Source organism: Brevibacterium oceani (assembly GCF_017948325.1).
Lineage (GTDB): Bacteria > Actinomycetota > Actinomycetes > Actinomycetales > Brevibacteriaceae > Brevibacterium > Brevibacterium oceani.
Genome location: NZ_CP072846.1, coordinates 1,261,281 through 1,283,168, shown reverse-complemented (window position 1 = coordinate 1,283,168; position 21,888 = coordinate 1,261,281). Strand labels below are relative to the sequence as shown.

The following is a 21,888-nucleotide window of genomic DNA, read 5'->3' as shown; positions in this document are numbered from 1 at the left end:
CCTGCAGAGCCGAAACAAAACCGACTCTGCCGCGGACACGAAAGGATCTGACGCCCTCGCGGACACGAAGGAGCCCGGGGCGACGGCCTCTGCCGTCACCCCGGGCTCCTTTCGACTCAGTCGATCAGGCGGAGGTCTCCGACGATCCGCCGGAGCTTGACGAACCCGCGCCCGCGAGTTCGTTCTCCTCACCCTGATCGGGTGTGAGGCTCTCGGTCTCGGTGCCTTCGAAGGTGAACTCCGCGTCCTTGCCTTCGCCCTTGACGTCGACCTTGATGGTCTGCCCGCGGCCGATCTCCTTGAACAGGATCTTCTCGGACAGGGTGTCCTCGATCTCGAGCTGGATGGTCCGACGCAGCGGTCGGGCACCCAGGACGGGATCGTAGCCGCGCTCGGCGAGCAGAGTCTTCGCCTCGTCCGAGACCTCGACCTTCATGCCCTGATCGGCAAGACGGGTGTCGAGGCGTTCGAGGAAGAGGTCGACGATCTTGATGATCTCTTCCTTGCTCAGCTGCGGGAACACGATCGTGTCATCGACACGGTTGAGGAACTCGGGGCGGAAGTGCTGCTTGAGCTCTTCGTTGACCCGCTGTTTCATCCGGTCGTAGTTCGTCTTCGTATCACCCTCGACCTGGAATCCGAGCTGGAGTCCGCTCGAGACGTCGCGCGTACCGAGGTTGGTCGTCATGATGATGATCGTGTTCTTGAAGTCGACCTCACGGCCCTGGGAGTCGGTGAGACGACCGTCTTCGAGGATCTGCAGCAGCGAGTTGAAGATATCCGAGTGGGCCTTCTCCACCTCGTCGAAGAGGACGACGGAGAACGGCTTGCGCCGCACCTTCTCGGTGAGCTGACCGCCCTCTTCGTAGCCGACGTATCCCGGAGGCGAACCGAACAGCCGCGACACGGTGTGCTTCTCGGAGTACTCCGACATATCGAGGCTGATGAGCGAGTCCTCGTCGCCGAAGAGGAACTCGGCCAGAGCCTTTGCCAACTCGGTCTTGCCCACGCCGGTGGGACCGGCGAAGATGAACGAACCGGACGGCCGCTTCGGGTCCTTCAGGCCGGCTCGGGTGCGACGGATCGCCCGCGAGATCGACTTGACCGCATCGTTCTGACCGATGACGCGCTTGTGCAGCTCGTCTTCCATCCGCAGCAGACGCGAGGACTCTTCCTCGGTGAGCTTGAAGATCGGGATGCCGGTGGCAGAGGCGAGCACCTCGGCGATGAGATCGGCGTCGACGACCTTCGAGGTGTCGGTGCCGGACTTGCGCCAGGCCTCGGTCTGCTCTTCCTTCTCCTTGACCAGCTTCATCTCGGAATCGCGCTCAGAGGCGGCGAGTTCGAAGTCCTGCGCGTCGATCGCGGCCTCCTTGCGGTGCCGGGCCTCGAGGATCTTCTCCTCCAGGTCACGCACCTCCTGAGGTACGGACAGACGTGAGATGCGCAGTTTGGCACCGGCTTCGTCGATGAGGTCGATCGCCTTGTCCGGCAGGTACCGGTCGTTGATGTAGCGATCGGACATGTTCACCGCCGCCGCGAGGGCACCGTCGGTGACGGTGACCTTGTGGTGCGCTTCGTACTTGTCGCGCAGACCCTTGAGGATCTCGATCGAATGCGCCAGCGACGGCTCTGGAACCTGGATCGGCTGGAAACGACGCTCGAGGGCGGCATCCTTCTCGATGTGCTTGCGATACTCGTCGAGAGTGGTCGCACCGATGGTCTGCAGCTCTCCGCGAGCCAGCATGGGCTTGAGGATCGATGCGGCATCGATTGCGCCTTCGGCGGCACCGGCCCCGACGAGGGTGTGGATCTCGTCGATGAAGAGGATGATGTCGCCGCGGGTGCGGATCTCCTTGAGCACCTTCTTCAGGCGTTCCTCGAAATCACCGCGGTAGCGCGAGCCGGCGACCAGCGAACCGAGGTCGAGTGTGTAGAGCTGCTTGTCCGTGAGGATCTCTGGCACATCGCCGTTGACGATGGCCTGAGCCAGCCCCTCGACCACAGCGGTCTTGCCGACACCGGGTTCGCCGATGAGCACAGGGTTGTTCTTCGTGCGCCGCGAGAGGATCTGCATCACGCGCTGCATCTGTTCATGACGTCCGATGACCGGGTCGAGCTTCGCCTCGCGGGCCGCTGCGGTGAGGTTGGTGCCGAACTGGTCGAGCACGAGCGATCCCGACGGAGCTCCCTCTTCGCGCCCGCCGGCGGAAACAGGTTCCTTGCCCTGGTAGCCGGAGAGCAGCTTGATGACTTCCTGGCGGACCCGTCCGAGGTCGGCTCCGAGCTTGACGAGCACCTGAGCAGCGACTCCCTCACCCTCTCGGATGAGGCCGAGCAGGATGTGTTCGGTGCCGATGTAGCTGTGGCCCAGCTGCAGGGCCTCACGCAGGCTGAGTTCGAGGACCTTCTTCGCCCGTGGTGTGAAGGGGATGTGGCCGCTGGGGGCCTGCTGTCCCTGGCCGATGATCTCCTGGACCTGGTCCCGCACCTGTTCGAGGGAGATGTCCATGCCCTCGAGAGCCTTTGCCGCCAGGCCCTCACCCTCATGGATGAGGCCGAGCAGAATGTGCTCGGTTCCGATGTAGTTGTGTTTGAGAAGTTTCGCTTCTTCCTGCGCGAGCACCACGACGCGTCGTGCTCGGTCGGTGAACCGCTCGAACATATTCATCCTCCTCGGTCTTCTGATTCTTCTGAGCCTAACGACCATCGGCGCGGTTCTATTGCACGTTTCGCCATGAGCCGAAACCGTTTGGCTGTGGGCGAAATTCCCTAGACTCGAGGGACACGCAATCTGGTCAGAAAGGCCGTTTCTATGCCCGCCGATCGTTCGACCATCCGGGAATCCGCTCTCGATCATGGTCTCGACCTCGTGGCCGAGTCCATCACGATCAACGAACTCGGCCTCGATTTCCAGGTCGCCATCGGCGAGGCCGTCGACGGCCGATCCTGGGTGCTCCGGATACCTCGGCGCCCGGACGTCGCCGCCCGCGCCGCCGTCGAGGGGCGTTTCCTGAGGAATATCGCACCGCACCTGAGCATCGCAGTCCCTGACTGGCAGATTCACACAGAGGAACTCATCGCCTACCCGCTTCTGCCGGGCACTCCCGGGTTGACGCTTCGCGATGACGGACAGCCGCGGTGGCATGTCGATGTCGAGTCCCCCGAATACGCCGAATCGCTCGGTGGTGTGCTCGCCGAGCTGCACACCGTCGATCCGGATGCCGTTCGGGGCTCGGGCATCCCGATCCTCTCCCCCGCCGAGGTGCGGCAGCGCAAGTGCGATGACGTCGCACGAGTCGACGCCGAGTTCGACGTGGCACCGAGCCTGCGTCGGAGATGGAGAGAGTGGCTCGACGACGACAGCTTCTGGCCGACGTTCACGGCTGTCACCCACGGCGAGGTGTATCCGGCTCATCAGCTCATGGCCGGCCCGATCAACGTGGGCATCCTCGACTGGACGACCGCTGCCGTCGGCGATCCGGCCCGGGACTTCGTGTTCCACCGCGCCAGCGTCTCTGCGGCTGCCTTCGAGATGACGATCGCGCGGTATGTCGAAGCAGGGGGTCGCGTCTGGCCGAGGTTCGCCGAACACTGCGATGAACTCTACTCCGCCACGCCCGTCGATTTGGGGCTCTTCGCACTGCAGACAGGCGAGCCGGAGCATCTGCAGGCAGCACGGACCCAGCTGAATGCACCCGCATAGCGGCTCCGCCTGGATACCGGATATCCGCATCGTTCATGCACCACAGGCTCCCTTGATGCGGTCCGGAATTCGCTGTCGTATTTGACAGCCTCTTCGCCCCCATGTCTTTCAAATTCTTAATTCCTGGCAATTGGCTGAGTTTGCGTATCCGCGAGGTTCTGCCCACGTACCTTGCCGTGGAACCCGCGGAATGCTCGTGATCTCAACGTGAAAAAGTCCTGAGGGACCAGCGATGGAATTCGCTGGTCCCTCAGGACTGTGTTCGGAGTTCGCGACTGTGAGCCGAGCCTCTTATTTCTCCGCGGCCTCGTAGGCCTCGACGATCTCAAGAGGAATCCGGCCGCGGTCACCGAGCTGGTAACCGTTGTTCTGTGCCCATTCGCGGATCTTGGCGGTGTCCCGCTTCGGGCCGGCGGAGCCGCCGCGACGGGCACGACCGCCGGTATTGGCTACGCGACGTGCTTTGGCGATGAATGGGGCGAAAGTCTCACGAAGCTTATCGGCATTCTCTGTTGAGAGCTCGAGTTCGTACGTTGCCTGGTCCAAGCTGAAGCGCACGGTTTCTGCCGCTTCGGTTCCGTCGAAATCATCCGTGAGAACGAGGCGCATTTCCCTTGCCATGTTCACTCTTTTCGTAATCAGAGGTTTTTGTCGCATTCATCCTAACATCTGATTCCGAATTGTTGTCGACTTCGTTAGCGTCAATCTCCGAATAGTATTTATCGACCTGTTCGCGCTCATTGCGATCGGCGCGGAGGATGTTCCTAATCACATACCAGAACAGCAGTCCGACGCAGATCGAGGGAAGCAGCGCTTTGAGGATTTCCATCATGGCAATCAGCCCTCCTCGGCTGTGTCCTCGTGTGAAGCCGCCAAGGGCTTCGTGAATGGGAAGAGAATGGTTTCGCGGATTCCCAATCCGGTCAGCGCCATGAGCAGACGGTCGAGGCCCATGCCCATGCCTCCGGTCGGCGGCATTCCGTGCTCCATCGCCATGAGGAAGTCCTCGTCGAGGCCCATGGCCTCATCGTCGCCGCGGGCCGCGTCGGCGGCCTGGGCTTCGAAGCGCTGACGCTGGATGACCGGGTCGACGAGCTCGGAGTAGCCGGTGGCCAGTTCGAATCCGCGCACGTAGAGGTCCCACTTCTCCACGACGCCCTTCTTCTCCCGGTGCTCGCGCACCAGCGGTGAGGTGTCGACGGGGAAGTCGGTGACGAAGGTCGGCTCCCACAGCCGGTCCTGGTAGAAGTGCTCCCACAGCTCCTCGACGTACTTGCCGTGCGAGCGGAACACTCCGTTGAGGTCGACGTCGTGATCCGCTGCGATCGCATCGAGCACGTCGAGCCCTGTCTCGGGGGTGACTTCCACGCCGGACTCCTCTGACAGCGATTCGTACATGCTCACAACCGCCCAGTCGCCGCCGAAGTCGTACTCCGAGCCGTCGTCGAGGGTGACGACGAGCGAACCGGTGGCGTTCTGCGCCGCGTTCTGGATCAGCGTCTTCGTCAGGTCCGCGATCGAATGGTAGTCGCCGTAGGACTGGTAGGCCTCGAGCATCGCGAACTCCGGGGAATGAGTGGAGTCAGCGCCCTCGTTGCGGAAGTTGCGGTTGATCTCGAAGACGTTCTCGATGCCGCCGACGATGGCCCTCTTGAGGAACAGCTCGGGCGCGATGCGCAGATACATGTCGATGTCGTAGGCGTTCATGTGCGTCTTGAAGGGACGCGCCGAGGCACCGCCGTGCATGGTCTGCAGCATCGGGGTCTCGATCTCGACGAAGTCCTGCTCGGCGAAGGTCTTCCGCAGCGAGGACATCACCTTCGCGCGGGTGAGCATCGTCTCGCGAGCCTGTTCGCGGGTGATGAGGTCGAGGTAGCGCTGGCGCACGCGGGTGTCCTCGGCGAGTTCGGTGTGCAGGCCCGGCAGTGGGCGCAGCGCCTTCGAGGCCAGCGTCCACGAGTCGGCGAGCACCGAGAGCTCGCCGCGCTTGGACTTGATGACTCGCCCGTGCAGGAACAGGAAGTCGCCGAGGTCGACATCGGTCTTGAAGTCATCGAGGCGCTCCTGACCGACCTCACGCAGCGAGAGCATACCCTGCAGGCGGGTGCCGTCGCCGGACTGGAGGGTGACGAAGCACAGCTTGCCGGTCGTGCGGACGAAGACGACACGACCGATAACGCCGACGATGTCCTCGGTCTCGTCTCCGGCCTCGAGTCCGTCATGGGCGGCATGGATCTCTGCCAGCGTATGGGTGCGCGGCACCTCGACAGGGTAGGCCTCGGTGCCGTCGTCGAGGAGACGCTGACGCTTTTCCTTTCGGATCCGGATCTGCTCCGGATCGAGATGTTCGGGTGAAAGGTCTGCGTTCTCAGTGGTCTTCGACTCGGTATTCGCCATGCTTCAAGGCTACCGTGCACCCGCCGCACGGGGGAATTCGGATGCCCTCGCTCACACCCGCCGGAATCGGTCGAGCAGCACCGTCGGGGTCGACTCAGGACTCGAGCAGGGCTTGATCGAGGACGCCGAGGATCTCCTGCGCGGCCGCCTCGGTGATGCGCCCCATCGCCAGCGCCTTCGCCGTCGTCGACCGGGCCAGCGCGATGTAGCTGTTGCGGGCCGCAGGGCTCGACCGGCTCAGGCTGTATTCGCTCAGCGCCGCCAGGTGCGCCTCGACCGTGCCGACGTCACCGCGGCTGACGGGCCCCGTCAGCGCCTTCGCCCCGTTCTGCAGGGTGTTCGCGGTGCTCGCGTCGATGAGGGCGTGGAGCACGTGCGACGGATCCTCGACCCCCGCCTCGGCGAGCATCTCCATCGCTTCGGCGATGATCGTGATCGAATGGTTCGACGCATGCGTGATGGCCGCGTGGTAGAGCGGCCGGTCGGCCTCGGCGATCGCGATCGGTTCGGCGCCGAGTTCGACCACGAGCGCCTCCCCCACCGGCCGGATCGGCGCGACGGCCGTGACGGCGATCGTCGCCTGCCGCAGCCGGGTGAGGTCGACGTCGGTGCCCGTGAACGTCAGGGACGGGTGCAGGGCGATGGGCAGGGCGCCGAGGCGGGTCCCGGCTTCGAGCACGTCGGTCCCGTACCGGCCCGAGCAGTGGATGAGGATCTGCCCGGAATGGATCCGACCGAGGTTCGCCAGCCCCGTGACCAGGGGCGCGATCTCATCGTCCGGTACGGCCAGCAGCACGAGTTCGGCGCGTTCTGTGATGGCGTCGGGATCGAGGATCGGCACACCGGGCAGCATGTCCGCGGCGCGTTCGCGACTGGCCGCCGAGGTGGCGCTGACTCCGATGATCGCGTGGCCTGCCTGCCGCCAGGCCGCTCCGATGCTGGCTCCGACCCGACCGCAGCCGATGATTCCGATGCCCAGCCGTGGAGCCTCGTCCTGACTCATCGTTCATCCTCTCTGCCGCCCGGGGCGGTCTTGGCCGCGGCGTCGAAGCGCTGACGAGCGATGCGGGTGCGTTCGGCGTGTTCGATGAAGAACCGCTTGGCGTCCTCATCGCTCTGGTGGGTCACGGTCGGGTGGATGGGCCCGGCGGTCGAGTGCACCGACACCGTGCCGAGTCCGCGGGCGCGCATGAGCGGGCCCTGGTGGTATCGCAGGGACTGCACGCGCACATGCGGGACGAAGTCGACGCGGCGGTCGAGTACGCCGAGGCGCAGGACGAGCAGCGAACCGGTCAGCGCGTAGGCCCGCCGCTTCCACACCAGCGGGTCGAGGATCCGGGAGGAGCGGGGTTGGCCGTGGAAGAGGGCTTCGGCGTCGGCCGCCTGCGGATGCGTGGACTTGCGGTCGTACATCGCCGAGCGGACGAGGGTGTCGGCGGCGACGCCCTCAGGCAGCTGCGGGTCGGGCAGTGCGAGGCCGACCATGAGCAGGGCCTGGTCGACATCGCCGACGGGCAGCAGCAGGTTCGAGTCCTTGTCGCTGCTGTCGCTGGCGATGTTGTATTCGGCCTGCCACCATCCGGCCCACCGCCACAGCAGCGGCTGGTGCAGGCAGACCGCTTGGATCCGATCGAGGGGGATGACCTTGCGGGAGGTGGAGAACAGTCCGTGGTTGACCGCGAGCCCGGATTCGCCGAGGCGGACGACGAAGTTCGCGTTGTCGAGGTTCTTCCGGAACACGGAGAAAGCCGCGAAGACACCGGGCAGGACACCGACGAGGATCGGGATGAAGGCTTCCTTGATGCCGAGCGCCAGCATCACGATGGCGGCGGTGATGACGGCCAGCACCACGATGACGGAGATGAGGGTTTCGGTCTTGAGCAGCGAGGCGACGACGACGCGGTGGACGGGCACCCGGATGATCTCACCCTCCTCCCCGATGCTCGGCGCGAGGTGGTACGGGGCGAGCAGATCGCCGAGGCTGCCTTCGGCTTCGGACGAGACGCCGTCGGCCATGGCGCCGAGTCGTTTGGTCAGGCGCACACCGAGGCTGTCGTCGCCGCGTTCGGGAACGGACCGGTCGACGCCCGACTCCGGTTCGTCTCCGAGGCCGCCGGCTGCCGGTGCGACTGGCGTCCCGGGCGTCTCGGCTGTCGGGCTCGCAGCCGCCGCTCCCGTCGCCGCCTGCGCAGAGGTCACAGACCCGCCCTCCGGAGCGGGTGCGTGCGTGTGGGCTTCCGCACCCTGCTGCTTCTTCGTCCTGACGGTGCGCAGGAGTTCGTCGCGCAGCTCTTCGGCGCGCTTCTTCGACAGGTACTTCAGGGAGATGTTCGAGTCGGTGCCGCCGGCGACGTCGAAGACGAGTTCGGCCATGCCGAGCATCCGCGGCAGCAGCTTCTGCTGCAGGTCGATCGACTGCACCCGGTCCAGGCGAGCCTTGCGCAGCTTCTTCGACAGCAGTCCACGCCGGTAGTAGATCGCCTCGTCATCGACGCGGTATCCCATCACTCTCCACGCCAACCAGCTGAAGAAGGCAGTGAGCAGGAGGATGAGGATGATTCCGCCGACGACTGCGAGGATCACGAGCGGATGCGTACGCAGCCAGCCGGCGAAGGTGAGGTCGACGGACTTTCCGTTGGCCAGGTCCTCGACGGCCGACTGGAAGAAGTTCTGCAGGCCGTAGGCAGCGGCGATGACGATGCCGACGAGGACGCCGATGCTCTCGAGGATCGGCGTCAGCGGATGGACACGATGCCAGACTTCGGGGGCGGCCGCCTCGGCGACGGCGCCCCCGGTTCCCGCATCCGCTGAGGCACGGGTCTGCTCTGCTGAAGCACGGGTCTGCTCTGCTGAGGCACGGGTCTCCTCGGTGGGCTTCGGTTCCTCGCTCATCGTCACAGTCCCGCCAGGTTGGCCTGGCCGAGTCCGGCGAGGCTGTCGCGCAGCCGGTCGGCCTCGGCGCGGGGCAGTCCGGGGATCGTCGCATCCGTGGCCGCCGAGGCGGTGTGGAGTTTGACGGTGGCCAGGCCGAACATGCGGTCGATGGGGCCGGCGTCGACATCGACGAACTGGAGGCGACCGTAGGGCACGACGGTGGCCTTGTGGAACATGATGCCGCGGCGGATGAGCAGGTCGTCCTCGCGTTCGGCGTAGCCGATGGCCCGCGCCTGACGGAGGATGATGATGGTGGAGACGACCCCGTAGACGAGGACGGCCGCCCAGATGAGGTGGAGCCAGGGCACATCGGCGGTGAAGATGATGGCGAAGACCAGGGCGACGATGAGCATCGGGATGAGCAGGGTCAGTGACGCGAGGACCTCTTTGGAGCCGTACTTCGGGCTGACGCGGTTGAAGGGCACATCGGCTCCGATGGAGAACGAGAGGTCACGGTTCATGCTGTTTCAGCTCCAGGCGGGTCTTGGGGCGGGATCTCGCAGAATCCCTCGACGATGATGCCGACGATCATGAGTGCCGCGGCGGAGATCATCGCGACAAGCATACCTGCCGCGAGGTCGTTGCGGATGCCCGGGGCCGACAGGAAGTAGTAACCCGCGTTGCCGAGGTACCAGCCGGCCAGGCCCGCCCCGGTCAGGGCGCTGGCCTTGGCCATGACGGCGACCCGTGCGGCTTGGAGCGGGTCGATCTCCTTGGTCCGGTCCCCGTCGTTCCACTTCTTGATCGGCCAGCCGAGGACGAGCAGGACTGCGGCGAGGACGAGCATGCCGATGATCGCGAACCACGGCAGGCCGGGCAGTGCGAAGCCCTGGCTTTCGAGCACCACGTCGACCACGATCGCGAGCACCGTGCCGATCACGGCCCAGACGGCGAGGGTGGACGAGGAGGTTCTCTGCATGGAATCCAGTCTCTCAGATCGCGGTCGGTCTCGGTCAGGTGATCCGGGTGACTTCTTGATCGTCGAGGTCGTCGAGCAGTTCGCCGATCGGGCGTCTGCCCTGCGGGGTCAGCACGGTCACATCTGCGTCGAGCTCGGCCCAGGGGGCAAGCACGAAGGCGCGTTCGTGGGCGCGCGGGTGCGGCAGCGTGAGACGATCCGTGTCGCTGACCAGTTCGTGGCCGCCGGTGCCGAAGCGGATGAGGTCGATGTCGAGTGTGCGCGGCCCCCAGCGCAGCTCCCGGGTGCGCCCGCAGGCGACTTCGATTCCCTGGGCGACCGCCAGCAGCTCGGCGGCGGTCAGGGTGGTGGTGACGATGAGCCCGAGGTTGAGGAAGTCGTTCTGCTCGACCCCTCCCCAGGGTGCCGTCCGGTAGAGCGAGGAGCGTTTCTCGACGCTGATCTCAGGGTGGCGCTCGAGCGCCTCGACGGCCTGGTCGAGGGTGTCGCGGGCATCGCCGAGGTTGGCACCGAGGTTGAGGTAGGCCTCGCTGCGTTCGGCCGACCCGTCGGTTCCGTTCGCGGCTGCGGGGCGGCGGCGTTCGACGCTGACGCTGACATCGTTGAAGGTCCGTCGGATCGGCGCGGAGGGTTTGTGGACGACGACCTCGACGTGCTCACACAGGTTCAGGCAGTGGTCGGCGATGGTCTCGGCCAGGGTCTCGATGAGGTCGAAGGTGGTGTTCTCGACGATGCCGGCAACATCCTCGGCGAGTTCGCCGTAGTGGATTGTCTCGGTGAGGTCGTCGGTGGCCGCCGCCCGGGCCACGGAGGTGTGCAGGGTGACGTCGATGACGAAGTCCTGGCCCTCGCGCTTCTCGAATTCGAAGACGCCGTGATTGCCGTGGACCCGCAGGCCGCGCAGCTCGATCCGGTCCGGCGCCGTGGCTGCCGCACTCTCGCTCATACCGCTCCCCCGCTCTGCGCCGACCCGGCAGAACCGTCGGTCCCGGCTGAACCGTCGGTCCCGACGTGCGCCGGGGCGTGATCGGCGACGGCGTCGACGACTCGGCAGGCGATCGCCGAGGTGGCCGGATCGTGGACGCGGACCGCCCAGGCGCCGGCCTGTGCGGAGATGGCCGAGATCGCGGCCGTCGCCTGATCCTTGGCCGCCTGTTCGGCGCGCTTCGGGTCCTCGGGGCTGATGAGGCTGGAGATGAAGCGTTTGCGGCTGGCGGCGACGAGGAGTCGGTGGTCGAGGACGGAGAACTCGTCGAGGGCGGCGAGGATCTGCCAGTTGTGTTCGGCGTTCTTCGAGAATCCGAGCCCTGGGTCGACGACGATGTTCGCAGGGTCGACCCCGACGGCGATGGCTTCGTCGATGCGGGCGCGCAGCTCGTCGATCACCTCGGCGACGACATCGTCGTAGTGGAAGGTCGCCGATGCCTGATCGAGATAGCCGCGCCAGTGCATGAGCACGATGGGTGCGGCGGACTCGGCGGCGAGCGCGAGCATGCTGGGGTCGGACTGACCGGCGGAGACGTCGTTGATGATGTGGGCACCGGCAGACAGGGAGTCCCGGGCGACGCGGGCGCGCATCGTGTCGACGCTGATCACAGCGCCGGCGGCGGCGAGTTCACGGACGACGGGGACGACGCGACGCAGCTCTTCGTCTTCGTCGACGCGCACGGAGCCGGGCCTCGTCGACTCTCCTCCGACGTCGATGATGTCGGCACCGGCGGCCATGAGTTCGAGCCCGTGGGCGATCGCCTTGTCGTGATCGAACCAGAACCCTCCGTCGGAGAACGAGTCCGGGGTGACGTTGAGGACGCCCATGATCTTCGTGCGTTCGCGCCGTCCGGGAACGTGCATCGCTGCCTCCTGCTTCGCAGACATGTCCATCGTCGGTTCTCTCACGGCCGAGTCTCTAGCGGCCGAGGATCAGGCTCATCGCTTCGGCGCGGGAGGCGCTTTCGCGCAGCTGCCCGCGCACGGCCGAGGTGATCGTCGAGGCTCCGGGCTTGCGGACCCCGCGCATCGTCATGCACAGGTGCTCGGCTTCGACGACGACGATGACGCCCTGCGGTTCGAGGTGTTCGACGAGGGCGTCGGCGATCTGCGAGGTCAGGCGTTCCTGAACCTGCGGACGGCGGGCGTAGATCTCGACGAGGCGGGCGAGCTTCGACAGGCCGGTGACCTTGCCCTGCTTGCTGGGAATGTAGCCGATGTGGGCGACGCCGTGGAAAGGCACGAGGTGGTGTTCGCACGTCGAATACAGGTCGATGTCGCGGACGAGCACGAGCTCTTCGTGGCTGATGTCGAAAGTGACGCCGAGGACCTCGGAGGGCTCGCGGTGGAGTCCGGCGAAGATCTCCTCATACGCCCGCGCGACACGTCCGGGGGTCTCGACGAGTCCTTCCCGGTCGGGGTCCTCGCCGACGGCGATGAGGATCTCACGTACGGCAGCGGCGATGCGGTCCTGGTCGACCTTGTTCTCGTGCCCTGCCGGAGGCTCGCCGAGACCGGCGACTGCCCCTTCGATGTCGGCCATCAGATGCTGTTCCCTCTGTCATCGTTCGGGTTCTGCGGTCCCTGTGTGCCCGGATCGTTCGGGTTCTGGGGTCCCGGCGGGTTGTGCGGCACGTTCGGTCCGCTCACACCCGAAGGTCCGGCGCCGGGGATGTCGGTCGTGTCCACCTCGGCGTCGGTCGAACCCTCACCTGTGGTCCGGCCGTTCTGCGTGGCGGGCGGATCGATGGGCCCGCGTTCGGACACCGGGCGGTCGTCGTGGGCCAGCCACACGTCGCGGACGGGGCGCTTGACGACGGCGGCGAAGATCGCCTCGAGAGCCGCCTGGTCGAGGGTCTCGCGTTCGAGCAGCTGGTAGGCGAGATTGTCGAGGACGTCGCGGTTGTGGGTCAGCGCCCAGTAGGCGTCGGCGTGGGCGGAGTCGATGAGTCCGCGGACCTCGACATCGATCGAGGACAGGGTCGAGTCGCCGTATTCGTCGCCGCCGCCGTAACCGCGTCCGGCGAAGGGCTCGGACTGATCGTCGCCGATCTTGACCATGCCCAGCTTCTCGCTCATGCCGTACTGGGTGACCATCTTCCGGGCGATGTTCGTCGCCTTCTCGATGTCATTGCTCGCTCCGGTCGTCGGATCGTGGAAGACGATCTCCTCGGCCACACGTCCGCCCATCGCGTAGGCGAGCTGGTCGAGCAGCTCGTTGCGGGTGGTGGAGTACTTGTCCTCGCTCGGCAGCACCATGGTGTAGCCCAAAGCCCGGCCGCGCGGGAGGATCGTGACCTTCGTGACCGGGTCGGTCTGGTTCATGGCCGCGGCCACCAGGGCGTGTCCGCCCTCGTGGTAGGCGGTGACGAGGCGTTCCTTGTCGTTCATCAGACGGGTCCGCTTCTGCGGGCCGGCGATAACCCGGTCGATGGCTTCGTCGAGGATCCGGTTGTCGATGACCTTCGCACCTTCGCGGGCGGTGAGCAGGGCCGCCTCGTTGAGGACGTTGGCCAGGTCCGCGCCGGAGAACCCGGGGGTGCGCTTGGCCACCTGGCCGAGGTCGACCTCGTCGGCCAGGGGCTTGTCGGCGGCGTGGACCTCGAGGATGTGCTGGCGGCCCTTCATATCCGGGGCTTCGACGGGGATCTGCCGGTCGAAGCGGCCGGGACGCAGCAGCGCCGGGTCGAGGACGTCGGGACGGTTCGTCGCGGCGATGAGGATGACGTTGGTCTTGACGTCGAAGCCGTCCATCTCGACGAGGAGCTGGTTGAGTGTCTGCTCTCGCTCATCGTGACCGCCGCCCATGCCGGCGCCGCGCTGGCGGCCGACGGCGTCGATCTCGTCGATGAAGATGATGCACGGGGCGTTGGACTTCGCCTGTTCGAAGAGGTCGCGGACGCGCGAGGCACCGACGCCGACGTACATCTCGACGAAGTCCGAACCGGAGATCGAGTAGAACGGCACACCGGCCTCACCGGCGACGGCCTTCGCCAGCAGGGTCTTACCGGTGCCGGGCTGGCCGTAGAGGAGCACGCCCTTGGGGATCTTCGCGCCGACGGCCTTGAACTTCTCGGGTTCGGCGAGGAACTCCTTGATCTCTTCGAGTTCCTCGAGGGCTTCGTCCACGCCGGCGACGTCCTTGAATGTGACGTCCGGGTTCTCCTTGTTGACGAGCTTGGCCTTCGATTTGCCGAAGCTCATCATCTTCCCGCCCGACATCTGGGAGATGAGGAACCAGAAGACGATGAAGATGATGACGAACGGGATGAGGGTGCCCAGCAGCGACATCAGCCAGGACTGTTTGGGCACCTCGTCGGTGAACCCCTTGTCCGGCTTCGCGGAGTCGACGGCCTTGACGACCTGGTCGCCGCGCTGTTCGATGTAGAAGAACTGGACCTTCTTGCCGAAGTCCTTGCCGTCGACCTTGTAGTCGTCCTTGAGGGTGAGGTCGACGCGCTGATCCTTGTCGACGATCTTCGCCTGTTCGACCTTGTCGTCTCCCAGCAGTTCCAGACCCTGTTCTGTGTCGATCTGGCTGAAACCGGTCTGGCTGAAGAGCAGAGCGCCGATCGAGACCACGAGCAGCGCCATGACGATCCAGACCAGTGGGCCCCTCGTCGCCTTGTTCAGCAGCGGGCGACGTTTCTTCGACTCGGCCATAAGTCCTCTCAGGAAAAAGATGTGGGCAACCGTTTCAGGCTACCGAGGCTGCCTGGGAACATCCCCCACAGCCTAGTACTTCGCACCGGCACAGCCCGAATCGACGGGCCCTGCGATGCCGATGCACCGCGACCGCGCGTCGCCGCGATGCCGACGCACCGCGATGACAGTGCACCGGCATAGCCCGAATCCGAGCGGATCTATTCCGCCGCGGACAGTGGGAGACCGACCGGTTCGCCGCGAGCGTAAAACAGGCTCAGCTGTAGACGTGCTGAGCCAGCGTCGCCACGAAGGGCACGTTGCGGTACTTCTCGGCATAGTCGAGGCCGTAGCCGATGACGAATTCGTTGGGCACGTCGAAGCCGACGTACTTGACGTCGATGTCGACCTTGACGGCCTCGGGCTTGCGCAGCATCGTGCAGATCTCCACGGTCGCGGCACCGCGGGTGCGCAGGTTCTGGACCAGCCAGGACAGGGTCAGACCGGAGTCGATGATGTCCTCGACGATGAGGACGTGACGATCGGTGAGGTCGGTGTCGAGGTCCTTGAGGATGCGCACGACGCCGGAGGACTTCGTCCCCGATCCGTAGGAGGACACGGCCATCCAGTCCATCGTCACCGGTGAGTGCAGGGCGCGGGCGAGGTCGGCCATGACCATGACGGCACCCTTGAGCACGCCGACGAGGAGGATGTCCTTGTCTTTGTAGTCGTCATCGATGGCGGCTGCCAGTTCAACGAGTCGTGCGGCTATCTGCTCTTCCGAGACGAGTACTTTGTCGATGTCATTGCCGAGATCGTTGATGTCCACGAGCGTCGATTCTCCTCAGATGGGGTCCTGGTGCTTCCATTATGGGTCAGTCTCTCGCCCCTGTGCCACCGGGACCGCCGTGTGATTCGAGTTCGTCATCGACGCTGCCGGGCCCCGCCGAGGCCCAGCCGCTGATTCCCATCAGAGCGGAGACTGCGACCATGAACATCAGCGGCACGCTCCAGCCTCCGCTCCAGCCGAGCAGACCGCCGACCACCAGCGGTCCGACCGCGGCGAGGACGTAGCCGGTCGACTGCACGAACGCCGAGGTGGAGGCCGTGACGGACACGTTCCTGGTCCGAGAGGTGATGAGGGCGAGCGCTGCGGGGAACGCGAATCCTCCATAGGCGAGGAAGACCGCCCACAGCGCGGGCAGGGTATCGGGAGCCAGCAGCAGGCCGAGGTAGCCGGCGACGGCGCTGACGGCGAAGGAGACGAGGAAGGCGCGCGGGGCGATGTTGCGGACGATGATCTGCGGGGCGAGGAATCCGCCGGGCAGCCCGCCGAAGGTGACGATGGTGAGCATGATCCCGGCGAGGAACGGATCGAGGCCGGCGTCGCGGTAGATCTGCGGGACCCAGCCGAACTGGACGTAGGCGTTGGCCGATTGGAGCCCGAAGAACATCGCCATGTACCGGGCCTTCGGAGAGGTGAAGACGGATCGCCGAGGCGGCTCGTCCTTCGACTCCTCACCCGCCTCGGTGCGCTTCCGCCCTGGGTCGGGGACGGAGCCCAGCAGCCTCAGGGCGGTCCAGGTGATGAGGGCCGAGGCCGGGATGAGAAGCCAGAAGCCGAGGCCGAAGCGCCAGCTGCCGAATGACTCGGCGATGGGGGCGGTGAACAGCGAGGGCAGCATCGAGCCGAGCCCGAGGGAGACGGTGAAGGTCGTGGCTCCGAGCGTGGGCCGGTGCGGGAATCGGGTCTTGACGTAGACGGGCAGGATGACGTTGCCGATCGACATCCCGGCCAGCGCGAGGACCGTGAGCAGAGCGAAGAACGTCCATTCGCCGACGACCGCGCGCAGCCCGACGCCGAGGACGATGAGGGAGCAGCTGAGCGCCAGGCTCGCAAACAGCCCGAGCCTCTTCAGCAGGGGTACGGCGATGATGCCGCAGATCGCGAAGACGAGGCCGGGCAGGGCCGTGAGCAGACCCGTCTGCCATTCCGCGAGCGAGAACCCGTCGCTGACCTCGGCGAGCACGGGTCCCAGCGACGAGGCGGCCGGTCGCAGAGAGGCGGCGATGAGGACGAGGCAGGCCAGTGCCAGCACATCGAGTCCGCGCGAGCGGCGGAACCCGAGCTCGGGCGAAGTCGTCATGAGCTCATCCTTTCAGACGCCTGTCATCGTTAGGCGGCGGGGACCGCGACAGGCCCACGCCGCCTCCGATGGTATACCGTTTTCTCGTCTTAGGCTGAACCCATGACGACTGTGAAGAATGTGCGACTGTTTCCGCGTGTGCCCGAGGCGCCGGCGGTCGATGTCGAGATCTCGGAAGGCCGGTTCTCCGGCTTCTCCCCTGCCGCCGATGCTCCGGCCCCGGTCACCGGCCCCGAGGTCATCGACGGTGCGGGGCGGATCCTGCTGCCCAGCCTCGGCGATGTCCATGCGCACCTGGATTCGAATCGGATGGGTCAGACCTTCCGGCCGCACACCGCCGACGGCACCCTGCACGGATACATCATGAACGATCGGGAGAACTGGCGGTCCGGGGAACGCAGCGTCGCCGCCCAGGCCGCCTACGCGATCGAGACGATCATCGCTTCGGGTGGGACCCGCATCCGCTCGCACGCCCAGGTCGATGCCGACTGCGGGCTCGAGCGGTTCCACGGGGTCAAGGAGGCTCTGGCTGCGCATGCCGATGTCCTCGACATCCAGATCGTGGCGTTCCCGCAGGCCGGGATCGTTCGGGAGCGAGGTGTGCGGGAGCTGCTCGATGCGGCACTGTCCGAGGGCGCCGATCTCGTCGGGGGTCTCGATCCGCTGCTGTACGACCGGGATCCGGTCTCCCACCTCGACGTCGTCTTCGATCTGGCGGAGAAGCACGGCAAGGGCATCGACATCCATCTCCACGAGGCGGGGACGGCGGGGCTGTTCTCGCTCGAGGAGATCGCGGCCCGCACCCGGGCGGCGGGCATGGACGGGCAGGTCACGGTCTCTCATGCCTTTGCGCTGAATACGAACCCGGGGTCCGAGGTCGGACGGATCCTCGATGTCCTCGCCGATGCCGGAGTGTCCCTGACGACGGTGGCACCGGCCAAGGGAGTGCTGCCGCAGGCGCTGATCGCTGAGCGTTCCATCGCCCTCGGCCTCGGTGAGGACGGTCAGCGCGACTACTGGGGTCCCTACGGTGATGGTGACCTGCTGCGCCGGACCTGGCAGCTGGCGTTCACAAACGGCTTCCGGCGTGATGCCGATATCGAAGGCTGCCTCGACATCGCCTCCCGCGGAGGTGCCCGGGTGATGGCCGGAGCCCGCCCGGACGGTACGGAGCTGCTCGATGACGACCGCTTCGGTCTGGCTCCCGGGGCACCGGCCGACTTCGTTCTCCTCGATGCCGACACGGTGACCTCGGCGATCATGGACTGCCCGACAGAACGCGACGTGTTCAAGGCGGGAAGGCTCATCGCCTCGGGTGGGCGGCTGCTCGACGGAACCCGGCTGAGCTGATCACGCCCGGCCGGTCACGGTCGGTGACGAGCCGCCCGGGCCGGTCGGTGTCAGCCGGGACCGGTCAGATGTCCGTGCGCGCCTTGGCCGCCGCCTGGAACACGACCAGGCCGCGATCGATGACGACCTCGGTATCGCCGGGCAGCGACAGTCGGCCGCGGTTCCGGCTGCGGATGAGGGTCATCAGTTCGGCCACCCGGGCGGCGCCGAGGTTCTGCGCACTCACCCCGAGGGAGAGCACCCAATCGCGGACGACGCGGCCGAGCACCGCGTCGTCGAGGGCTGTGAAGGAGTCCACCGGCACCGAGGCGACGCCGAGGAATCGTGCCCCCGCCTCCTTCGCGCGGTCGTCGAGGAAATCCGCATCGGCGCGACACAGGTCGGCGGTGCGGGCGAGGTTCGCGGTGATCGGCTGTCCGAGGTCGGTCTCGAGGCCGGCGAGCAGTCGCCGGGTGCGGACCCGGGCGAAGGAATCGTCGTCGTTCATCGGGTCGTTCCAGACCTCGATGCCCTGTGCCGAGCAGGAGGATTCGGTCTGCTCCCGGTCGAGGCCGAGCAGGGGGCGCAGCACTCGGCCGGTGCGCGGGCTCATCCCGGCCAGGGAGCGGGTTCCCGAACCGCGCATGAGTCCGAGGAGCACGGTCTCGGCCTGGTCGCTGCGGGTGTGGGCGGTGAGAATCCATTCGGCGTCGGCGGCGATCCGTGCGTCGTCGAGCGCGGTGTAGCGGGCGTCGCGAGCGGCGGCTTCGAGCCCTTCCTGTCCGGCGGTGATGGTCACGGTGCGGATCTCGGCGGGCACACCCCAGGACTCAGCGGCGGCGACGACACGGCGGGCCACCTCGGCGGACCGGGACTGGAGTCCGTGGTCGACGGTCACGGCCCGGGCGCAGACCTCCCCGCGCCGGTGCAGGAAGGCGGCCGCGTGGAGCAGCGCCATCGAATCCGCTCCCCCGGACACCGCGACGATGGCACCCGGGACGGCACCAGAACCCGACCTCGCGGTGCCCGCCTCTGCCGCGTTCGGACCTGCGCCGACGGCGTCAGCCTCGGCCAGCCCGGCCCGCACGGCGTTGCGGACTGCTCCGCTGGCCGGGTCGAGGGTCGGCCGCCTCGGCGAAGGGGAATCAGCCATGGACACGGTCGAGCCAGAGCTGCGGCTGATGGATCTCGGTCGTCGACGGCAGATTCACAGGTTCGGCGTAGATGCGGGAGAAGCCCTTCTGCCCGACCTCGCGGCGCACGGCCCGGACGAACTTCGCGCCGTCGCGGTATTGGGCGAGCTTGAGATCCATGCCGAGCAGATTCGACAGGAACCCGCCCTGTCCGGCGTCCCGGCGGGCCTCGAACTTCCGCCGCAGGCGACGCACGCTGGGGATCACCCCGGCCCCGACCTCGTCCATGACGACGTCGGCATGGCCCTCGAGGAGAGAGAGGATCGCGGTGGCCTCGTCGAGGGCGGCGCGCATGTCATCGTCGCGGATGAGATCGACGAGGCTGGCCTCACCCTTGACGATGCGTCCGAGGGTCGCGAAGAGGTCGACGATTCCGCCGACGCCGGGCATCGTCACCCGTGTGGACACGACCCCGGAGAGGAGGGTGCGCATGTGGTCGCGCAGCCATGGAGCGGTCGCGAACTGGACCTGGTGGGTGGCTTCGTGGAGGGCCACCCACATGCGGAAGTCGCGCGGATCCACCCCCATCGCCTCCTCGGCGACGAGCACGGCGGGGGCGACGAACATCAGCCTGCCGGTCTCGACGGCGAAGGGGTCGAACTGTCCGAGTACCCGCGTCGAGAGCAGGGACAGGACACCCGCGAGCTCGACGGCGGCCCCCTTGGCGGTGGCCGGGGTCACCGGCGCCGGCAGGGCCGCATCGTCGACCATGCCGTTGATCGACTGGGCGTTGGCCTTGACCCAGCTGACCTGGTCGAGGACGAGCACGGTGCCGGCGGCCAAGCGGGTGCGCACCGCATCGGCGTGGTCGGCCTCGAGCAGGAACGAGTCGAGGACGAGGTCCTGGGCGGTGAGCGCGTTGTCCTTCATCCCGGTCACGAGCGCATCGAGATCAATCGGGTCGGGGACCTTCTTCGCGGCGACGAGCTCACGGGCGGTGCGGGCGGCGAACTTCTCATCGACGATCATCGGCAACCGCAATCCGCAAGGGAGGTGACGATGTCGTCCACAGTCTTTCTGGCTTCCAAGATCTTGTCCTTGTCCACGTCGTCGATCTGGATGGAGAACACGAGGTAGCGGCCCTCGGCGTCGAGCACGCCTCCGGCCAGTGAGGTCACGGTTGAGAGCGTGCCGGTCTTCGCATGCACGATCCCCGAGGCGTTCTTCTCATCGAGGAACCGATCGTGCAGGGTGCCGGTCAGTCCGCCGACGGGAAAGTAGCTGATGAGGCCGGCGAGGGAATCATCGGCGACGACCGAAGCCTGCAGGACGGTGGTGAGATCGTGCGGGGCGATCCGGTTGTCATAGGACAGCCCCGAAGTGTCCACGAGGTGCGTGCGACCGAGGTCGACGGTCTCGCCGAGCGCGGAGAGCACCGCCTTCGGCCCTGCGGTGAGGCTGCCGTCCTGGCCCTCGGCGATTGCGACTTCGTTGCCGAGCACCTCGGCGACGACGTTGTCGCTGTGGACGAGGGCGTACTCGACGATCTCGGAGATCGTCGCCGACTCCACCCGGGCGAGCTCAGTGCCGTTGGTGTTGTCGGTGCCGTCGGCGTTGTCGGTGCCGTTGGTGTTGTCGGCGCCGTTCGCACCGTCAGCCGAGTCGCCTCCGGAGTCGCTTGCGGAATCCTTGTCCCCGCCGCCGTCCCCGTCGGCGCCGGTCACGTCGATGCCGGCCTTCTTCAGTTCCTTCGCGAATGCGGAGAGCGCATCCTTGGCCGGGTGTTCGCTGCGGGCGCGCCATTCGCGGTCCTTCGAACCGATGTAGCCTGTGTCGATCATGAGCGGTTGGATGGGGGTGATGACTCCCTTGGCGATGTCCGCCCGCTCCCACCCGGAGGCGAAGTCCTCGCCGCTGTAGCGGCTCGTGTCCAAGTTCAGCGTCACCTCGGTGACGTCGTCGTCCTTGAGTGCCGCAGCGGTGTCCTCGGCCAGAGTCCGCAGCCCGCCGTGTCCGTTCACCGAGGCCGGATCGGAGTCGCCGGCCGAGAGCAGCGGGTCGCCTCCCCCGGTCAGGGTCAGGGTGTTCGTGGACTCGTCGAAGTTCGTCGTCGTGGCCAGGCGGGTCTGCCCGCCGATGGATTTCAGTGCCGCGGCCGCGGTGAACACCTTCGTCACCGAGGCGGGTGTGCGCGGCGTCGTCTCGTCCTTCGCGTACAGCACGTCATCGGAAAGCCCGTCGCGGACCTCGAGGCCGAATCCCTTGACCTTCGAATCCTTGAGGATGGCGTCGACCGTCTTCGCAACCGTCGTCGGCACGGGGGCGGAGTCGTCCACCGCCGAGGCGGGGGCGGGCACGTCCTTCGCCTCCGCCTGCGGAGTGGGAACGGTCTGGACCTCGATCTGCGGATCCGTGGTGAGGAAACCGGGCAGGTCGGGGACGAGGTCGTAGGCGTCGACGGCGGTGTACCCGCCGAGGATGAGGACGAGGACTCCGGCGGTGATGCCCGCGGCCTTGCCCCGCTTGCGTCGGCGTGTCCGCTGCGTGCGTTCTGCGCGTGGGGATTCGGGGTCCGTCGACTTCGGCGCCTCCGGCTCATCGGGGCTGTCGTTCAAACGCGTTCTCATTCCTCGGCGACCGCGATCCGGCCGCCGTCGGTGGACGTGACGGGGACTTGTACCATCTATTCTAGTG

19 protein-coding genes are annotated in these 21,888 nt (G+C 66.5%); 2 read left to right on the top strand and 17 right to left on the bottom strand.

Features of this window, described 5'->3' with window-relative positions:
* Positions 1–124: 124 nt before the first annotated feature.
* A complete protein-coding gene (locus tag J9314_RS05510; RefSeq protein ID WP_210604887.1) occupies positions 125–2,665 on the bottom strand; it encodes an ATP-dependent Clp protease ATP-binding subunit in 2,541 nt (846 codons plus the stop codon).
* Between the two features lie 150 nt (positions 2,666–2,815).
* Here J9314_RS05510 and J9314_RS05505 point away from each other — a divergent pair, with 150 nt between their 5' ends.
* Positions 2,816–3,706, top strand: coding sequence for a macrolide 2'-phosphotransferase (locus J9314_RS05505; protein ID WP_210604886.1), 891 nt, complete (start codon positions 2,816–2,818; stop codon positions 3,704–3,706).
* 291 nt (positions 3,707–3,997) lie between these two features.
* On the opposite strand, the gene J9314_RS05500 is transcribed toward J9314_RS05505, so the two are convergent.
* The 13 genes from J9314_RS05500 to J9314_RS05440 all read right to left on the bottom strand — a co-directional run bounded on the left by J9314_RS05500 (position 3,998) and on the right by J9314_RS05440 (position 16,732).
* Positions 3,998–4,327 (bottom strand): histone-like nucleoid-structuring protein Lsr2, encoded by a 330-nt coding sequence (locus J9314_RS05500; protein ID WP_210604885.1) that lies wholly within the window; start codon positions 4,325–4,327, stop codon positions 3,998–4,000.
* On the bottom strand, positions 4,293–4,538 hold the full coding sequence (locus tag J9314_RS05495) for a hypothetical protein (RefSeq protein WP_181274906.1): 246 nt from the start codon (positions 4,536–4,538) through the stop codon (positions 4,293–4,295). The genes J9314_RS05500 and J9314_RS05495 overlap by 35 nt, the downstream gene beginning before the upstream one ends.
* A 5-nt stretch (positions 4,539–4,543) precedes the next feature.
* Positions 4,544–6,103, bottom strand: a complete 1,560-nt coding sequence (gene lysS / locus J9314_RS05490) for a lysine--tRNA ligase (protein WP_210604884.1) — start codon at positions 6,101–6,103, stop codon at positions 4,544–4,546.
* 94 nt (positions 6,104–6,197) lie between these two features.
* Positions 6,198–7,106 (bottom strand): Rossmann-like and DUF2520 domain-containing protein, encoded by a 909-nt coding sequence (locus J9314_RS05485; RefSeq protein WP_210604883.1) that lies wholly within the window; start codon positions 7,104–7,106, stop codon positions 6,198–6,200.
* Entirely contained in the window at positions 7,103–8,995 is a 1,893-nt protein-coding gene (locus J9314_RS05480) for a PH domain-containing protein (protein ID WP_210604882.1), read from the bottom strand. The genes J9314_RS05485 and J9314_RS05480 overlap by 4 nt, the downstream gene beginning before the upstream one ends.
* A gap of 2 nt (positions 8,996–8,997) precedes the next feature.
* Complete coding sequence (locus J9314_RS05475) at positions 8,998–9,498, bottom strand: PH domain-containing protein (protein WP_210604881.1); 501 nt, start codon at positions 9,496–9,498, stop codon at positions 8,998–9,000.
* Entirely contained in the window at positions 9,495–9,956 is a 462-nt protein-coding gene (locus J9314_RS05470) for a DUF3180 domain-containing protein (RefSeq protein ID WP_181274705.1), read from the bottom strand. Before J9314_RS05470 ends, J9314_RS05475 begins: the two co-directional genes overlap by 4 nt.
* Before the next feature lie 34 nt (positions 9,957–9,990).
* Entirely contained in the window at positions 9,991–10,902 is a 912-nt protein-coding gene (gene folK, locus J9314_RS05465) for a 2-amino-4-hydroxy-6-hydroxymethyldihydropteridine diphosphokinase (protein ID WP_210604880.1), read from the bottom strand.
* Positions 10,899–11,831 (bottom strand): dihydropteroate synthase, encoded by a 933-nt coding sequence (gene folP, locus J9314_RS05460; protein WP_425514183.1) that lies wholly within the window; start codon positions 11,829–11,831, stop codon positions 10,899–10,901. The genes folK and folP overlap by 4 nt, the downstream gene beginning before the upstream one ends.
* A gap of 31 nt (positions 11,832–11,862) precedes the next feature.
* Positions 11,863–12,486, bottom strand: a complete 624-nt coding sequence (folE, locus tag J9314_RS05455) for a GTP cyclohydrolase I FolE (RefSeq protein ID WP_210604879.1) — start codon at positions 12,484–12,486, stop codon at positions 11,863–11,865.
* Entirely contained in the window at positions 12,486–14,606 is a 2,121-nt protein-coding gene (ftsH, locus tag J9314_RS05450) for an ATP-dependent zinc metalloprotease FtsH (RefSeq protein WP_210604878.1), read from the bottom strand. Before ftsH ends, folE begins: the two co-directional genes overlap by 1 nt.
* Positions 14,607–14,862: 256 nt before the next feature.
* Entirely contained in the window at positions 14,863–15,414 is a 552-nt protein-coding gene (gene hpt / locus J9314_RS05445) for a hypoxanthine phosphoribosyltransferase (RefSeq protein ID WP_210604877.1), read from the bottom strand.
* Between the two features lie 46 nt (positions 15,415–15,460).
* Positions 15,461–16,732, bottom strand: coding sequence for an MFS transporter (locus J9314_RS05440; RefSeq protein ID WP_210604876.1), 1,272 nt, complete (start codon positions 16,730–16,732; stop codon positions 15,461–15,463).
* Between the two features lie 102 nt (positions 16,733–16,834).
* On the opposite strand from J9314_RS05440, the gene J9314_RS05435 reads away from it, so the two are divergent.
* Complete coding sequence (locus J9314_RS05435; protein ID WP_210604875.1) at positions 16,835–18,082, top strand: amidohydrolase family protein; 1,248 nt, start codon at positions 16,835–16,837, stop codon at positions 18,080–18,082.
* Between the two features lie 64 nt (positions 18,083–18,146).
* Here the strand turns inward: J9314_RS05435 and tilS are convergent, their stop codons facing one another.
* From tilS to dacB, 3 genes are read right to left on the bottom strand one after another with little or no spacing between them, the layout of a single operon-like run.
* On the bottom strand, positions 18,147–19,214 hold the full coding sequence (tilS, locus tag J9314_RS05430; RefSeq protein WP_210604874.1) for a tRNA lysidine(34) synthetase TilS: 1,068 nt from the start codon (positions 19,212–19,214) through the stop codon (positions 18,147–18,149).
* A complete protein-coding gene (locus tag J9314_RS05425; RefSeq protein WP_210605547.1) occupies positions 19,207–20,223 on the bottom strand; it encodes a zinc-dependent metalloprotease in 1,017 nt (338 codons plus the stop codon). The genes tilS and J9314_RS05425 overlap by 8 nt, the downstream gene beginning before the upstream one ends.
* A complete protein-coding gene (dacB, locus tag J9314_RS05420; RefSeq protein ID WP_246490628.1) occupies positions 20,220–21,809 on the bottom strand; it encodes a D-alanyl-D-alanine carboxypeptidase/D-alanyl-D-alanine endopeptidase in 1,590 nt (529 codons plus the stop codon). The genes J9314_RS05425 and dacB overlap by 4 nt, the downstream gene beginning before the upstream one ends.
* Positions 21,810–21,888 lie beyond the last annotated feature (79 nt).

Excerpts from the sequence above, each read along its gene's own strand:
- J9314_RS05510 (WP_210604887.1), bottom strand. The coding sequence starts at position 2,665 with ATGTTCGAGCGGTTCACCGACCGAGCACGACGCGTCGTGGTGCTCGCG.
- J9314_RS05505 (WP_210604886.1), top strand. The coding sequence starts at position 2,816 with ATGCCCGCCGATCGTTCGACCATCCGGGAATCCGCTCTCGATCATGGT.
- J9314_RS05500 (WP_210604885.1), bottom strand. The coding sequence starts at position 4,327 with ATGGCAAGGGAAATGCGCCTCGTTCTCACGGATGATTTCGACGGAACC.
- J9314_RS05495 (WP_181274906.1), bottom strand. The coding sequence starts at position 4,538 with ATGATGGAAATCCTCAAAGCGCTGCTTCCCTCGATCTGCGTCGGACTG.
- lysS (WP_210604884.1), bottom strand. The coding sequence starts at position 6,103 with ATGGCGAATACCGAGTCGAAGACCACTGAGAACGCAGACCTTTCACCC.
- J9314_RS05485 (WP_210604883.1), bottom strand. The coding sequence starts at position 7,106 with ATGAGTCAGGACGAGGCTCCACGGCTGGGCATCGGAATCATCGGCTGC.
- J9314_RS05480 (WP_210604882.1), bottom strand. The coding sequence starts at position 8,995 with ATGAGCGAGGAACCGAAGCCCACCGAGGAGACCCGTGCCTCAGCAGAG.
- J9314_RS05475 (WP_210604881.1), bottom strand. The coding sequence starts at position 9,498 with ATGAACCGTGACCTCTCGTTCTCCATCGGAGCCGATGTGCCCTTCAAC.
- J9314_RS05470 (WP_181274705.1), bottom strand. The coding sequence starts at position 9,956 with ATGCAGAGAACCTCCTCGTCCACCCTCGCCGTCTGGGCCGTGATCGGC.
- folK (WP_210604880.1), bottom strand. The coding sequence starts at position 10,902 with ATGAGCGAGAGTGCGGCAGCCACGGCGCCGGACCGGATCGAGCTGCGC.
- folP (WP_425514183.1), bottom strand. The coding sequence starts at position 11,831 with ATGTCTGCGAAGCAGGAGGCAGCGATGCACGTTCCCGGACGGCGCGAA.
- folE (WP_210604879.1), bottom strand. The coding sequence starts at position 12,486 with ATGGCCGACATCGAAGGGGCAGTCGCCGGTCTCGGCGAGCCTCCGGCA.
- ftsH (WP_210604878.1), bottom strand. The coding sequence starts at position 14,606 with ATGGCCGAGTCGAAGAAACGTCGCCCGCTGCTGAACAAGGCGACGAGG.
- J9314_RS05440 (WP_210604876.1), bottom strand. The coding sequence starts at position 16,732 with ATGACGACTTCGCCCGAGCTCGGGTTCCGCCGCTCGCGCGGACTCGAT.
- J9314_RS05435 (WP_210604875.1), top strand. The coding sequence starts at position 16,835 with ATGACGACTGTGAAGAATGTGCGACTGTTTCCGCGTGTGCCCGAGGCG.
- tilS (WP_210604874.1), bottom strand. The coding sequence starts at position 19,214 with ATGGCTGATTCCCCTTCGCCGAGGCGGCCGACCCTCGACCCGGCCAGC.
- J9314_RS05425 (WP_210605547.1), bottom strand. The coding sequence starts at position 20,223 with ATGATCGTCGATGAGAAGTTCGCCGCCCGCACCGCCCGTGAGCTCGTC.